Annotated in this window: 16 protein-coding genes and 1 pseudogene; 8 read left to right on the plus strand and 9 right to left on the minus strand. The window is 62.7% G+C overall.

Going from position 1 to position 14,148, the window contains the following annotated elements:
* The first annotated feature begins 656 nt into the window (after nt 1–656).
* Nucleotides 657–1,208, plus strand: coding sequence for a dihydrofolate reductase family protein (locus tag NYQ88_RS01270; protein ID WP_275653182.1), 552 nt, complete (start codon nt 657–659; stop codon nt 1,206–1,208).
* A gap of 12 nt (nt 1,209–1,220) precedes the next feature.
* On the opposite strand, the gene NYQ88_RS01275 is transcribed toward NYQ88_RS01270, so the two are convergent.
* The 3 genes from NYQ88_RS01275 to NYQ88_RS01285 form a co-directional block, all read right to left on the minus strand.
* Nucleotides 1,221–3,350 carry an EAL domain-containing protein gene (locus NYQ88_RS01275; protein ID WP_275653183.1) on the minus strand — a complete coding sequence of 710 codons (2,130 nt, stop codon included), beginning with the start codon at nt 3,348–3,350 and terminating at the stop codon, nt 1,221–1,223.
* 113 nt (nt 3,351–3,463) lie between these two features.
* On the minus strand, nt 3,464–4,066 hold the full coding sequence (locus NYQ88_RS01280; protein ID WP_275653184.1) for a chloramphenicol phosphotransferase: 603 nt from the start codon (nt 4,064–4,066) through the stop codon (nt 3,464–3,466).
* 145 nt (nt 4,067–4,211) lie between these two features.
* Complete coding sequence (locus NYQ88_RS01285) at nt 4,212–5,435, minus strand: argininosuccinate synthase (protein WP_275653185.1); 1,224 nt, start codon at nt 5,433–5,435, stop codon at nt 4,212–4,214.
* 126 nt (nt 5,436–5,561) lie between these two features.
* Here NYQ88_RS01285 and NYQ88_RS01290 point away from each other — a divergent pair, with 126 nt between their 5' ends.
* The 4 genes and pseudogenes from NYQ88_RS01290 to NYQ88_RS01305 all read left to right on the plus strand — a co-directional run bounded on the left by NYQ88_RS01290 (nt 5,562) and on the right by NYQ88_RS01305 (nt 7,973).
* Entirely contained in the window at nt 5,562–6,029 is a 468-nt protein-coding gene (locus NYQ88_RS01290) for an Lrp/AsnC family transcriptional regulator (protein ID WP_275654983.1), read from the plus strand.
* 13 nt (nt 6,030–6,042) lie between these two features.
* Nucleotides 6,043–6,418 (plus strand): annotated as a pseudogene (locus tag NYQ88_RS01295) (GFA family protein).
* A 59-nt stretch (nt 6,419–6,477) separates the two neighbouring features.
* Nucleotides 6,478–7,128: a LysE family translocator gene (locus NYQ88_RS01300; RefSeq protein WP_275653186.1), complete on the plus strand. Its 651-nt coding sequence runs from the start codon at nt 6,478–6,480 to the stop codon at nt 7,126–7,128.
* Nucleotides 7,125–7,973 carry a 23S rRNA (adenine(2030)-N(6))-methyltransferase RlmJ gene (locus NYQ88_RS01305; RefSeq protein ID WP_275653187.1) on the plus strand — a complete coding sequence of 283 codons (849 nt, stop codon included), beginning with the start codon at nt 7,125–7,127 and terminating at the stop codon, nt 7,971–7,973. Before NYQ88_RS01300 ends, NYQ88_RS01305 begins: the two co-directional genes overlap by 4 nt.
* A 21-nt stretch (nt 7,974–7,994) precedes the next feature.
* Here NYQ88_RS01305 and rlmN read toward each other — a convergent pair whose 3' ends face one another.
* From rlmN to thpR, 4 genes are all read right to left on the minus strand, one after another.
* A complete protein-coding gene (rlmN, locus tag NYQ88_RS01310; RefSeq protein ID WP_275653188.1) occupies nt 7,995–9,203 on the minus strand; it encodes a 23S rRNA (adenine(2503)-C(2))-methyltransferase RlmN in 1,209 nt (402 codons plus the stop codon).
* Between the two features lie 136 nt (nt 9,204–9,339).
* Entirely contained in the window at nt 9,340–9,846 is a 507-nt protein-coding gene (locus NYQ88_RS01315; RefSeq protein WP_275653189.1) for an invasion associated locus B family protein, read from the minus strand.
* A gap of 84 nt (nt 9,847–9,930) precedes the next feature.
* The gene (locus NYQ88_RS01320) at nt 9,931–10,452 is read right to left on the minus strand and encodes an invasion associated locus B family protein (RefSeq protein WP_275653190.1); all 522 of its coding nucleotides are present in this window, start codon (nt 10,450–10,452) and stop codon (nt 9,931–9,933) included.
* A 213-nt stretch (nt 10,453–10,665) separates the two neighbouring features.
* Entirely contained in the window at nt 10,666–11,205 is a 540-nt protein-coding gene (gene thpR, locus NYQ88_RS01325; protein WP_275653191.1) for an RNA 2',3'-cyclic phosphodiesterase, read from the minus strand.
* A gap of 199 nt (nt 11,206–11,404) precedes the next feature.
* On the opposite strand from thpR, the gene NYQ88_RS01330 reads away from it, so the two are divergent.
* The 3 genes from NYQ88_RS01330 to NYQ88_RS01340 all read left to right on the plus strand — a co-directional run bounded on the left by NYQ88_RS01330 (nt 11,405) and on the right by NYQ88_RS01340 (nt 13,262).
* Nucleotides 11,405–12,130 carry a Bax inhibitor-1/YccA family protein gene (locus tag NYQ88_RS01330; RefSeq protein WP_275653192.1) on the plus strand — a complete coding sequence of 242 codons (726 nt, stop codon included), beginning with the start codon at nt 11,405–11,407 and terminating at the stop codon, nt 12,128–12,130.
* A 96-nt stretch (nt 12,131–12,226) separates the two neighbouring features.
* On the plus strand, nt 12,227–12,724 hold the full coding sequence (locus NYQ88_RS01335; protein ID WP_275653193.1) for a GNAT family N-acetyltransferase: 498 nt from the start codon (nt 12,227–12,229) through the stop codon (nt 12,722–12,724).
* 16 nt (nt 12,725–12,740) lie between these two features.
* A complete protein-coding gene (locus NYQ88_RS01340; RefSeq protein ID WP_275653194.1) occupies nt 12,741–13,262 on the plus strand; it encodes a GrpB family protein in 522 nt (173 codons plus the stop codon).
* Here NYQ88_RS01340 and NYQ88_RS01345 read toward each other — a convergent pair.
* The gene (locus NYQ88_RS01345; RefSeq protein WP_275653195.1) at nt 13,240–13,680 is read right to left on the minus strand and encodes a GNAT family N-acetyltransferase; all 441 of its coding nucleotides are present in this window, start codon (nt 13,678–13,680) and stop codon (nt 13,240–13,242) included. The two genes, NYQ88_RS01340 and NYQ88_RS01345, sit on opposite strands and share 23 nt — an antisense overlap.
* Before the next feature lie 41 nt (nt 13,681–13,721).
* Nucleotides 13,722–14,072, minus strand: coding sequence for a DUF2794 domain-containing protein (locus NYQ88_RS01350; RefSeq protein ID WP_275654984.1), 351 nt, complete (start codon nt 14,070–14,072; stop codon nt 13,722–13,724).
* Nucleotides 14,073–14,148: the final 76 nt, after the last annotated feature.

Below are 14,148 nucleotides of genomic sequence, written 5' to 3' on the forward strand. Positions count from 1 at the left end.
CAAGCCCCCCGCCACCGTCACCACCGGGCTCGTCCCGGTGGTCCACGCCTCAACAGGCTGGATTGGTGGCAAAACCAAGAAAGGCCCGGGGCGAAAGCTCCGGGCTTTTCTCGTCTGCGTTCCAGAACTTATCCCCGCCTGTCCCCCTTCGCGTTAAAATCCAAAAATTCCCCGCACGGGACGGAGTCGAGACGGACGGCTGCGGGGAGGCCGATTGGGTGGGCCGATCCCCACCTGGGTTCTGGCGCCGGCCGATCCAGTGGCGAGCGATCACTGGACGCGATACCGGTGCTGTCCAAAAATCGGCGCCCCGAGGCGGTTTCGTCTCGTTTCTTTTCCAATCTCAGGGGCGTTATCGCCTCGGGGTCCGTTCCGCTGTCGTAAAGAACCTGACGCGGAAACGCGGGCAGGGCGCCGGCGTGTGGCCATGCTTCCGCTAGACCCCCACCCGGGCTCCCCCCGGTAGGGGAGGAGAAGAGACGTCTGGGGAGAATGAGAACCCTCCACGAGCACGATAGGTCCCTCCCCCTGACCAGGGGGAGGTTAGGAGGGGGCCTCAAAATCCAAAGCCCGCGAAAATGTCGAAACTCTCTCCTCCCGCTCGTCACAGCCATATCCGGGCCGAAAAAAAGGCCCGAGCACGCAAAGGAGACAACATGCGCAAGGTGACAGCAGGCCTCTTCCATTCGCTCGATGGCGTGGTGGAGCGTCCGGACCTCTGGCAGTTTGACAGTTTTGACGATGAGCTGGGCGCGGAGATGACGACGACGCTCGCCACGATCGACACGGCCCTGATGGGGCGGGTTGGCTATTCGGAATGGTCGCAATATTGGCCCAATGCCAGGGAGGATCTCGATTTCGCCGGCTTCATCAACGGCGTCGAGAAATATGTCGCCTCCGAAACCCTCACGCCCGATCAGCTCACCTGGAGCAATTCAAAGCTGATCGAGGGCGATTTCCTCGATTTTGTCCGCACGCTCAAGGCCGGGTCGGGCGGCGATATCGCCACCATGGCCAGCATCTCGCTGGTGCGCCAGCTGGTGATGGCCGGGCTGATGGACGAGCTGATCCTCATCACCCATCCGGTCGTGGCCGGCACGGGGCGGCATCTCTTCGAGCCCGGTGATCCCACCATGCGCCTCGAGTTCGTGCGCGGCAGCATCACCTCGAAGGGCAATGTCATCCAGGCCTATCGGCGCAAGGACTGAGGCTGGCCGGGCTCAGGATGCCTTCATGCTGGCCACCTGGGCTTTCACCGCTTCGGAGTGCAGCAGGCTGGTCAGCGCGGCAGAGGGCAGGGGCGGGGAGAACAAGTAGCCCTGCACTTCGGAACAGCCGTGCTCGCGCACCATGGCCAGCTGTTCCTCGGTCTCGATGCCCTCGGCCGTGGTCGACATTCCGAGCGATCGCCCCAGCCCGATCACCGCCTGGATGATCGCCTGGCTGTCGGTGCGGCTCGCCAGATCGCGCATGAAGGAGCGGTCGATCTTGATCTTGTCGAAGGGGAAGGCACGCAGATAGGAGAGCGATGAATAGCCGGTGCCGAAATCATCCATCGAGATGCGGACGCCCATGGCGCGCAGCTCGTGCAGCGCCCTCAGCGTGCTGTCGCTGTCATTGAGCAGGAGGCTCTCGGTGATCTCGAGCTCCAGCCGGGCGGGATCGAGTTGCGCCTCGGTAAGGGCGGCTCGCACCTGGGCCACGAGATCGCGCTGGCGGAACTGCACCGGCGAGAGATTGACCGCCACCCGCACCAGTCCGGGCCAGGCGGCGGCGGCCTTGCAGGCCTCGCGCAGCACCCACTGGCCGATGGAGCTGATCAGCCCGGTTTCCTCGGCCACCGGAATGAATTCCACCGGCGATATGGTCTTGCCGCCGTGGTCCCAGCGCAGCAGCGCCTCGACGCAGGTCACCCGGTTCTCCTCCAGCCCCAGCAGCGGCTGGAACACGAGGCGCAGCTCGTCCTGCGCCAGCGCCATGCGCAAGCCCGCTTCGATGGCGCGGCGCTGCTGCAGCTCGGCATCCATGCCGGCTTCAAAGAAGTGATAGGTCGAGCGCCCCTCGCTCTTGGCCTTGTAGAGCGCCAGATCGGCATTCTTGACCAACGTGTCGGTGGAAACCCCGTCCCCCGGGCCGACGGCAATGCCGACGCTGGCGCCGATCTCGATGCGCTGCCCGCCGATGTTCATCGGAGCCGAAATGGTCTTGATGATGCGGTCGGCCACCTTGGCGGCCGCATCAGCGCTCTCGACCGGGCGCAGCAGCAGGGCGAATTCGTCGCCCCCAAGCCGTGCCAGCAGATCGCTCTCGCGCGACGTGCCCCAGAGGCGCACGGCCGCCTGTTTGATCACCTCGTCGCCCACGGCGTGTCCGAGCGTATCGTTGACCGCCTTGAAGTGATCGAGGTCGATATAGAGCACCGCCGCCATTTCCCCGCGCTTCAGCGCCGCTTCGGTGCGGGCCATCTGCTCGAGAAATTCAATGCGGTTGGGCAGGTCCGTCAGCGCGTCGTGGCGTGCCAGATGCTGGATGCGCGCTTCGTTCTGGCGCTGCTCGGTAATGTCCTCATGGGTCGAAACCCAGCCCCCATCCTTCATCGGATGGTGCTGCATCATGATGATGCGGCCGTTGAGCTCGTGGATATTTTTGCCATATTCGCGCCGGGCGATCACCTCGCGCCGCCAGGCTATATAGTCTTCGCGGTTGCCCCCGGCGCTCATGCCGACATCGAAGAGATGGCCCAGAATGTCCTCGAGCTGGGTACCGGGCCGCAGATAGTCGGGCGGGAGATTATAGATGCGGGCATAGGGCTCATTGCAGATCACCAGCCGGCCCCGCGCATCCATCATGCAGAGGCCGATGGAGATGTTGTTGACGGCTGCGTCGAGCCGCAGGTTCTGCCGCTCGAGATCCAGCCGGCGCTTCTCGACGATTTCCGCCTGCGCGATCTCGTCGGTGATATCCTCGTGGGTCACCACCCAGCCGAGCAGGTCGGTATAGACATGGGCCGTCTCGATGATGCGGCCGCCATGCACCACTTCCTGGGATTTCGCCCGGGCTCCCGCCCGATTAGACAGCAGCTCGCTGGTATAGTTCTCGTAAAAAAGTTCCGGGCTCTGGTTGGCGTGATTGCCCAGCTTGTGGGAGAGCTGAACCACTTCCTCGAGCGTCATGCCCTTGCGCAGGGCGCTCTCGCTGAAGCCGTAGAGTTCCCGGTAGTGCTTGTTCCACATCACCAGCCGGAATTGCGGCGACCAGACGCAAAAGCCGTATGGAATATTCTCGAGCGCAGCATCGAGCAGCAGTGCTTCTGCCGCGTCGCCCATCTGCGTGGTTTCCTGCAAGCCCATCAGACGTCCCCCCTGTCCTCCCGGACGCGTGGGAGCCTAAGGAGACACACTTAAGAGGTCGTTAAATGGTATCGATTTCATAAGTTCGGGAAGCGGTGAAATTATCGGGCCCTTTAAAGCCTCCCCGCGAACCCCAGAGCAGTGGGCGGAACAGTCCTGAGCCACTCCGCCAGGCGCTGTGCCGCATCCTCTGGCGTGAGGCGTCCCATGTCGAGTGTGAGGGCGTAATCCCGGCCCTTGTGCACAGCGTCCTGCCAACGCTGGACCGGTGCGGGAATACCCGGTCCGGCAGCGTAAAAGCCACCCTGCGGATCGGCATTGCGGCGGGCCATGATGATGTCGATATCGCAGTGGACGCCGACGAGCAGTAGAGGAAACCGGCCCAGCGTCTCCTCAAGCAAAGCCATCGGATCAAACGGGGTGACGTAGTCGCTCTGAAGCCCAAGATCGGACACCACATCGAAACCGGCAGCTGCAAAGCCGGCGATGGCCGAAAAGCACGCGGTGAACAGGTCGGGCAGATTGGCTTCGAGGTCCGGCCGCTCCCCGCCGGGCCGCAGACCGATCCCGGGCATCAGTGCCGGCGGCAGGCTTGCGTTGAAAGCGTCGACGCCAAAATGGATCCAGCGTCCGGGCACCTGCGTCTGGATCGCACGCGCCAGCGTCGTCTTGCCGGAGCGAGGGGCGCCGTTGAGGATGACGATGCGTCCGGTCATGGCATGCTCCCGCGGCTGTCGCCCAGAGTTAGCCGCCTGGCGGTACCTTCACAATGGCCCGAAGTGCAAAAGAAAAGGCGCTGCATGTGCAGCGCCTCCTCCAACTCGATGCGGCTTATGCCCGAAGGCCAGAACCGCGGTAAAATCAGCCCTGCGCCTTCTTGTTGCGCGCGGCCCAGGTCTTGAGACGCAGGCCATTGAGACGGATGAAGCCCTCGGCGTCCTTGTGGTCATAGGCCACGGCGCCTTCTTCGAAGGTCACGAGGTCCATGGAGTAGAGGCTGTGCGGCGAGGAGCGGGCGATGACGGTTGCGGAACCCTTGTAGAGTTTCACCTGCACGTCGCCGGTCACATATTCCTGGCTCTTGTCGATCAGGGCCTGCAGCATTTCGCGCTCCGGCGAGAACCAGAAGCCGTTGTAGATGAGTTCGGCATATTTCGGCATCAGCTCATCCTTGAGATGGGCTTCGCCGCGATCAAGGGTGATCGACTCGATGCCGCGGTGGGCAACGAGAATGATGGTGCCACCCGGCGTTTCGTAGAGACCGCGCGACTTCATGCCGACGAAGCGGTTTTCGACGAGGTCGAGACGGCCAACGCCATGCTTGCCGCCCAGCTCATTGAGCTTGGTCAGCAGCTCAGCCGGGCTCAGCTTTTCGCCATTGATCGAGACCGGGTCGCCCTTTTCAAAGCCGATGGTGATGATCTCGGCCTGATCGGGAGCCTTTTCCGCATCGACAGTGCGCTGCGCGATATAGTCGGGCGCGGGGACTGCGGGGTCTTCCAGCACCATGCCCTCGGAAGAGGTGTGCAGGAGATTGGCGTCGACCGAGAACGGAGCCTCGCCGCGCTTGTCCTTGGAAACCGGGATCTGGTTCTTTTCGGCGTATTCGAGCAGAGCGGTGCGGCTGCGCAGATCCCACTCGCGCCATGGCGCGATGACGGCGATGGAGGGGTCGAGCGCATTGGCGGTCAGCTCGAAGCGTACCTGGTCATTGCCCTTGCCGGTGGCGCCATGGGAAATGGCATCGGCGCCGGTTTCCTGGGCGATCTCGACGAGACGCTTGGCGATGAGCGGACGCGCGATCGACGTGCCGAGCAGATACTGGCCTTCGTAGACCGTGTTGGCGCGGAACATCGGGAAGACGAAATCGCGCACGAATTCTTCGCGCAGGTCCTCGATACGGATGTCCTTGATGCCGAACATTTCGGCCTTCTTGCGCGCCGGCTCGAGCTCTTCACCCTGGCCGAGGTCGGCCGTGAAGGTCACCACTTCGCAGTTATAGGTTTCGTGCAGCCATTTCAGGATGATGGACGTGTCGAGGCCGCCCGAATAGGCGAGGACGACTTTTTTGATCTCTTTAGCCATTGCTCAGATCCCAAGGTGTGATGCCGACAGGATAATCCAGTCCATACGCAATAATCTTGCGATTGTCGCGCCCATGGCGCATCCTTTGGCATAATCTGCCAAATACTGCAAAGAGAGCGCCACAAACTGTCAGAAGTTCTTGATCCCGTTGATCGTCGTATCCTCAGAGAGTTGCAGCGCAATGGCCGCATGTCCAATGTTGAATTGGCCAATGCGGTGGGCCTGTCGCCCTCGCCCTGTCTCCGGCGGGTCAAGCTGCTCGAGGAAAAGGGTATCATCGATCGCTATATCGCGGTGCTGAACGCGCCGCGTCTTGGGCTCGGTCTCACGGTTTTTACCCGCGTCTGGTTCAAGACCCAGGATGCCGAAACCACAAACCAGTTCGCGGAAACGGTGCGCAAATTCCCTGAGGTGATGGAGTGCTATCTCACCACCGGGGAATGCGACGCCATCCTGCGGGTGGTGACGACGGACCTGCATGCCTATTGGCGCTTCCAGTCCGATTATCTCATGCGCATCCCGTCCGTGCAGAGCGTCAAGACCGACGTGCCGATGGAAACCATCAAGCGCAGCCACGAGCTGCCGCTGCCGTGAGGAGGAGGGTGTCATGAGCGAGGTGGAAGGCGGATGCCGCTGTGGGGCGCTGCGGATCGTCGCGCGGGGGCGAGCCCCGTCGTGTGGGCATCTGCCACTGCCTCGATTGCCGCAAATTTCATGGCGCCCTGTTCCATGCCTCTGCGATATTTTCCACCGATGCGGTCACGATCAGCGGGTCGGTCGGGGAATTTGAAGGGCGGTGTTTCTGCCCAAGCTGCGGGTCCCCGGTATTCTCCCGCAGCGGTGACGACATCGAGATCAGCCTTGGCGCCTTCGACGCCCCCGACATGTTCGTGCCGACCTACGAGCTCTGGACGGTGCGGCGCGAGGCCTGGCTACCGGCCTTCCCGCACATGATCCAATACCAGCGCAATCGCGAGCCCTAGTCCCGGCCGCACTGGCGCGCTATGAGCAAGACCTGCGTCCTTTGCCGCGAGACTTTTGAATGCCCAGCTTCCTGCCTGATTTTTCCGTCATCGCCACCTTTGCCCTCGCCGCTTTCGTGCTGGCGGTGACGCCGGGACCGGACATGGCGCTTTTCGTCTCGCGCACGATCAATTGGGGGCGAAACCACGGATTTGCCACGGTCATGGGTGCGCTCACGGGCATTGCGGTCCACACCATGCTGGTCGCCTTCGGCATTTCCGTGCTGATCATTGCCGCCCCGGCCGCCTTCTGGGCGCTGAAAATCGTCGGCGCGCTCTATCTCGTCTGGCTGGCGATCCAGGCGATCCGCGATGGCGGTGGGATCCTCGTGGTCAACAAACAGGGCGGCAAGCAGCCGAGCTGGACCCAGTCCTATCTCACCGGTCTTGGCATCAATCTCACCAATCCCAAGGTGGCGCTGTTTTTCGTGACCTTCCTGCCCCAGTTCGTCTCGGCCGATGACCCCTCCGCCTCGGCAAAGCTGATCTTCCTCGGCATTGAGTTTGTCATCGTCTCCATCCCGGTCGTCGTGGCCACTGTTCTGTTTGCCGAATGGCTGACGCGGACGCTCAGGGAAAAAGCCTGGGTCGGCAAGGCCCTCAACTGGAGCTTTGCCGCGGTGTTCATGACCTTCGCGGCAACTATTCTCTTCGCCGAGGGCCGCAAGTGAACTATCGCCACGCCTTTCACGCCGGCAATTTTGCCGACGTGGTCAAGCACACCATTCTCACCCGCATCCTTGCCTATCTCATGCGCAAGGACGCGCCGTTCCGCGTCATCGACACCCATGCCGGGGTCGGCCTTTATGATCTCTATGGGGATCAGGCTGAGCGCACCGGCGAGTGGCAGGACGGTATTTTGCGGCTGGTCGAAAGCGATCTTGCGCCCAACGTTTCAGAACTTCTCTCGCCCTATCTCGAGGCCGTCCGCGCGCAGAACGAAGCGGATGAACTGCGCTATTATCCCGGCTCGCCCTTCATCACCCGGCACATGCTGCGCCAGCAGGATCGGTTGATGGCGCTGGAGCTGCATCCAAAGGATGTCGAGGCGCTGCGCGAGAATTTTGCCGGCGATTTCCAGACCCGCGTCACCCATCTCGACGCCTGGGCCGCCATGGGCACCCATCTGCCGCCCAAGGAAAAGCGCGGCCTCGTGCTGGTCGATCCGCCGTTCGAGGAGAAGGGCGAGTTTTCCCGCATGGTCCAGAGCCTCGAAAAGGCGCACAAGCGCTGGCCGGGCGGGATTTTTGCTTATTGGTATCCGATCAAGGACCCCGAGGACGTCGACGCTTATGTCGCCGCGCTTGAGGCCACGGGGATCCGAAAGATCCTCCGCATCGAGCTGACGATCCGCGCGCCGTCATTCCCGCCCCGCCTTCATGGCACCGGCATGATCGTCGTCAATCCGCCCTATGTGCTCGAAGAGGAAATGCGCACAGTGCTCCCCGTCCTCGCCGATGTACTGGCCGACGAGGGCAGGGGACGCTGGAGCGTCGATTGGGTCGCGGGGGAGTAGACGGTTGAGGTGCTGACGCTTTTACAGCGTCAGCAGCGCATCGCGGTCCTTCTTGGTCAGCCGTTCGCTCTCGCTCTTGAGCTGGCCGCAGGCGGCAAAGATATCGCGGCCGCGCGGGGTGCGGACGGGCGATGCATAGCCGGCGCGATTGACGATATCGGCAAAGCGCTCGATGCGGCTCGAGGGCGAGGTGCCGTAGTTCGAGCCAGGCCAGGGATTGAACGGGATGAGGTTGATCTTGGCCGGAATGCCCGCGAGCAGCCGCACCAGTTCCTTGGCTTCGGCGTCGCTGTCATTGATGCCGTCAAGCATCACATATTCAAAGGTGATGCGGCGCGCATTGGAGAGGCCCGGATAATTGCGGCACGCGTCCAGCAGATCCTTGATCGGCCACTTCTTGTTGATCGGAACCAGCACGTCGCGCAGATCGTCGCGCACCGCGTGCAGCGAGATGGCGAGCATGACGTCGATTTCGCTGCCGGTGCGCTCGATGTAAGGCACGACGCCCGAGGTCGAGAGCGTGATGCGGCGCTTGGAGATCGACATGCCGTCGCCGGCCGAAGCGATAAGCAGCGCCTGCTTGACGTTCTCGAAATTGTAGAGCGGCTCGCCCATGCCCATCATCACGATATTGGTGATGGCGCGGCTTTCGCCGCCGGGCACAAGGCCGCCGTCATCGGGACGTGAACCACCGGGGAAATCGCCCAGGCGCTCGCGCGCCATCAGGATCTGCCCCAGCACTTCACCGGCGGTGAGGTTGCGGACGAGCTTTTGCGTGCCGGTGTGGCAGAACGAGCAGGTCAGCGTGCAGCCCACCTGCGAGGACACGCAAAGCGTGCCGCGATCGCTTTCGGGGATATAGACGGTTTCCACCTCGACGGCCGGCATGTTCGGGTTCTGCGGATCGCGGAAGCGGAACAGCCATTTGCGGGTGCCGTCGGAGGATACCTGTTCGGAGACGATTTCCGGGCGGTCGAGCACAAAAGTGTCGGCCAGCTTCTGGCGCACCGGCTTGGCCACATTGGTCATGCGGTCAAAATCGGTGACACCGTTCACATAGAGCCAGTTCCAGAGCTGGTTGGCGCGCATGCGGCCTTCCTTCTCGGAAACCACGTCATGGCTGGTCAAGGTCTCCGCGAGCTGCTGCTTGGAGAGGCCGATCAGGGACGGCCGGCTGGCCACGGCTGGCCGGATAGCGGTCGAATGGTCGAGGTTCAGCGCAATGCTCATGGCAGGCCAAGTGTGTCCGGAAATGCGGGAAGTGGGCGGCCAATAGCATATGGTGAGGCAAAGCGCAAAATAACACCGTCGGGAAGGTGCCTTGCGTCAGCCGCAGGAGAGCCGCCGGCGGGGGTGCCGCCGCGTGTCAGCACTCGGCGCCGATGGCCTGCTGTGCTGCGGTGGCGCCGGAAAGCGAATAGTTCTGCACGATGGTCGTGCCATTGGCATCGGTGCCGGTGACGCTCATTGAGGAGCCGGCACGGATGGCGGCGGCGAGGTTTGCGGCCTGGGCGCTGTCATCGAGCCAGGCGGCATCGCCTTGCGTGAACAGGGTAAAACCCTGTCCGCCGATGTTGACGCTGGCGCGCGAGCCGGTCTGGAAAGTATAGCCAGCGACCACGTTGAACTCATTGACCACGTCTTCGCCCGGGCGATTGGTGACGTAGAGATAGGCCTGGCCGGCACCGGCCGGTGTCGGCTCGGTGGACTTCGGCTTGGTCATGGCAAAGCAGACCGTGCTGGCGCCATCGTCAGCGGCATAGCTCGACCAGTCGCGGAAATCGCCGAGCACCCGCGCCGACTGCGCCTGGGCCGGAACGGTCACGGCAATCACCAGGGCGAGGGCGAGGAAAGGCTTGGACGAAATCATCATAAGGTCGGGCTCTTGAGGTCGGACGCGGGCTTTTCGGCCCGGCGCCCAGTTATGGCGGTTCCGGGCCGAGGGGCAAGCCCCCAATTACTTGCAGGCGGCGTCGATGGCGTTCATCGCGGCGGTGGCGCCGGAGAGCGAATAGGTATCGATCGTGTTTGTGCCGCGCTGGCTGGTGCCGCGGACAAGCATCTGGCTGCCGGCCTTGAAGGCAGCGACGAACCCGGACTCGTCGCCGGTCGAGGCCAGCCAGCCGGCGGAGCCTTCGGTGACCATCGGGTAGGACTTGCCGTCAATGGCGGCGCTGGCGTTGGCAGCGCTGGAGTTGAACGGATAACCGATCAGCGTCTGCACTTCGTTTTTGGTCCCCAGGCCCTTGCGGTGGATGATCATGAAGTGGATCGGATCGCGATTGGCGCCTGCGGGTTCGGACTTCTGCGGCTGCGCCGAGATGTAGCACATGACGCCGCTGGCATCCGTGGCCTGCCAGGCCGTCCATGCATTGAACGTTCCCAGTTCGGTTGCCTGCTGTGCCTGTACGGCAGGTGCAAAGCTGATGGCCGCTGCCATCGCGATCCCGATTGCGAGGCCACCGGTCTTGTTCATCATTGCCAATTCATCCTCTTGTAAAGCTGACCGTCCGCGGAGTGCTTTCCGCTCAAGATGGCGCGGACATGGTTACCAAGCCGTCAAATCCCGCAAAATTGGCGGCTTTTGCGTCAAATGCGCGGGAAAGGCGGCGGCAATTTGACACCAACCCTGCCTGATGGCCCGGTTTGCCGTGATAGGGTTAAAACCGCCCTAACACTTGGGTGATCTGGGTCATGCTGCCAGTGGATAGGCATGCTCGACGACATAGGGGCCCCCGCCCACACCGTCCTTGCTGGAAAAGAGCGCGAAGCGCGATACCGCAAATGTGATCGGCTCGAAGCGCCCGGCGTCGGCAATGAAGCGGGCGACCTCCGCAGCGCTTGTCCCCCTCAGATGGGCAAGGGTGACATGCGGCACGAACTTGCGCCCCTCAGGCGGCAGGCCTGCCCGCTGCACCATGCGTTCATGCGCCGATTGCAGCCGGGCGAGGGCCTCATTGGGCTCGATGCCTGCGTAAAGCGCCCGGGGGCGGTCGCCGCCAAAAATTCCGAGATGCGTCAGCCGCACCGAAAAGCGCAGGGTGTTCGACAGGAGATCGAGATTGTCCGCCACGTCATCGGCCTGGTTGCGGTCGACATCACCGATAAAGCGCAGGGTGACGTGGTAATTTTCGGGATCGACCCATCGCGCCCCGGTCAACCCGCCGCGCTTGAGCGACAGCGCAAAACCGGTGTCGGGTGGAATCTCGAGGCCTGTGAAGAGCCGGGGCATGGCAAGATCTCCCTGGCGGAAGGCAGGAACGGTTCATGGACCCTAACATAATCGCGCCAATCGGCCAGCCCGGCTGGCGGATTGTTCCATTTTGCCTTGTATCTCAAGGCTTCCGTCTCCATATTTGCGCACAAGTGGCAACGCCAATTGCCCCCGGCGGTGACAAGACCGCAGTCTTCCAAGGGAAAGGAAACCGACAATGGCTGAATATGACCGTCAGACCCTCAATGCGCGGGCCGGCTCGGCCGTAGCCATCGACGAGGGCCTGCGCAGCTACATGCTGCGAGTCTACAATTACATGGGCCTGGGCCTCGTGGTTACCGGGCTCGTCGCCTACTTCACCAGCCAGTGGGCCATGTCCAGCCCGGCCAATGCCGAGCTGCTCTATGCCAGCCCGCTGGCCTGGGTTCTCATGCTGTCGCCGCTGGCCTTCGTGCTGGTGCTGAGCTTCGGCATCAACAAGCTGTCCGTCCCGGCGGCGCAGGCGGTCTTCTGGGCGTTCGCGGCCGTCATGGGCGTGTCGCTCTCGTCGATCTTCCTCGTCTATACCGGCGCCTCTATCGCCAAGGTGTTCTTCATCACCGCCGCCACCTTCGGCGCGATGAGCCTTTACGGCTACACCACCAAGCGCGACCTGACCGGCATGGGTAACTTCCTGATGATGGGCCTGATCGGCATCATCATTGCCTCGATCGTGAACATCTTCATGCAGTCCAGCATGATGGATTTCATCATCTCGGTGGTTGGCGTCCTGATCTTTACCGGTCTGACCGCCTATGACACCCAGAAGATCAAGGAAAGCTACTCGGCCTCCTATGGCGCCGACGTCATGGCCAAGAACGCCATCATGGGCGCGCTGAGCCTCTACATGGACTTCATCAACCTGTTCATGATGCTCCTGCGCCTCTTCGGCAACCGCGAGTAGCAGCACCAGCGCTAATGGTCTGATCAAACAATTTGGTTGGACGAAATTCGGGACCGCAGCTTACAAGGGCTGCGGTCCTTTTTTTGGTTTACTGTCATGTCCGACACCGTCCTGCGTCCCTTCGCCTGGTCAGATATTCCCGCCATCACGCGCATCTACCGGCACTATGTCGATCACACCGCCATCACCTTCGACACCGAGGCGCCGGACGAAACCGCCATCGCCGAAAAATATGCAGCGCTGGCACGGCTGGGCCACCCGTTGATCATCGCCGAGCGCGCCGGGCAGGTGGTTGGCTATGCCTATGCGAGCTTTTATCGCCCCCGCGCCGCCTATCGCTTCACCTGCGAGGACTCGATCTATCTCGACCCCAACGAGACCGGGAAGGGTCTGGGCCGCGTCATGCTCACAGAGCTGCTCGCCCAGTCGAAGGCCTTTGGCTTCAAGCAGATGTTGGCAGTGATCACTGCGGACACCGCCAATTCGATCGCCATCCACGAAAAATTCGGCTTCGAGCGCGTCGGCTACTACAAGGCCGTTGGCTACAAGTTCGACCGTTGGCACGATATCGTTCACCTGCAGATGGCGCTCTGAGGGGGGAAGCTTCCGGGTGCTCGGGCTGGCCCACGATCGCAATATTATGGTGCCATATGACCCCGGCTGGGCCGATGCCTTCGCGGTGGAGTGCGAACGCCTCAACCGCGCGCTGGGAGGTCTTGCCGTTGCGATAGAGCATTATGGCTCGACCGCCGTGCCGGGGCTCAGCGCCAAGCCTATCCTCGACATTCTCGTGGGTGTGCGCCGGCTGGAGGACTGGCAGCGCTGCCATGGTCCGCTCCTTGCCCTCGGATACGACTATGCGGCGCATGCGGGCGTAGAAGGCCACCATATCTTCGGACGGGGCCGCGATCTCTCTGAGCGCACCCATCTCGTCCATGTGGTTGTCCATGGCGGCGAGAGCTGGACGTCCAATCTGGCGTTTCGCGATGCCCTGCGTGCTGATGAAGATCGGCGTCAGCGCTATAGCGCTGTCAAAACCGCCGCCATGGCCCAGGCGCCGGAAAGCCGCGCCGACTACAACCGCCTCAAGGCTGGGGCGATCGCCGCGTTCAAGGCCGAACTTCTGCCGTGAATAATTTCCGCATCGGGAACCCGTTGACCCGCCGGCCTTCTGCCTGGGGGCCATCCCCAATCCAGCCCGCGCGCCGATAAAACTCAATTGCGGTGGCCGTCGCTTCGAGCCGACCTTCCCTGTGTCCAAGCGTCAGAAGTTCGCTCTCGAGGCGGGAGAGCAGTGCCTTGCTCACGCCGGTATAGCGGGCTTCCGGCGACACATAGTTGAGCGTGACCATGCCCGTGCGGCTGATCGCACCGACACCGACAATCCCGCCCTGCCGCTCGGCGACATAGGCCTGAGTGTCAGGGCTGGCGAGCATGGCGCCGACGCCGTGCGGGGTCTTGTTCGCGGTCCAGGCTGCAATGGCGCCAGGGTCGTTGCCGTGGTCGGCGGCGCAGAGTTCGGTGATGGAGGCCGTCAGGACGTCGCTCATGGCAGCCGCGTCCGCGGCGCGCGCGGGCCGGACGAGGATGCTCACCCAACCACCACAAGGTCGGGATCGAGCACGCGCAGCACCTGGCCGAGGTCGTGGCCGCGCTTGAGAATGCGGCCCTCCTGGTTGGTCACCATGAATTGCCCCTGCCGATTGCGCAGCTTTGGGTTTTTCTCGACCACATAGAGCGGGCGTTCGGAGACGCGGGCATAAATCGAGAACATCGCCCGGTCCTTGAGGAAATCCATGGCGTAATCGCGCCATTCTCCCCGACTGACCTTGCGGCCATAGACCGAAAGGATCTGCATCAGCTCTCGCCGGTCGAAGGCAACAATCGGTTGCGGCGGGCGGGACGGCTGGCTGGGCGCTTCGCCCACATGCACCAGGGACAGTCCGGAATTGCTATCGTTCGGCGGACGGCCCTGCACGCGCTTCTCCCCTGCCGGAAATGGTTATCCGGTCATGATC

The organism is Devosia sp. SD17-2 (assembly GCF_029201565.1).
Classification (GTDB): domain Bacteria; phylum Pseudomonadota; class Alphaproteobacteria; order Rhizobiales; family Devosiaceae; genus Devosia.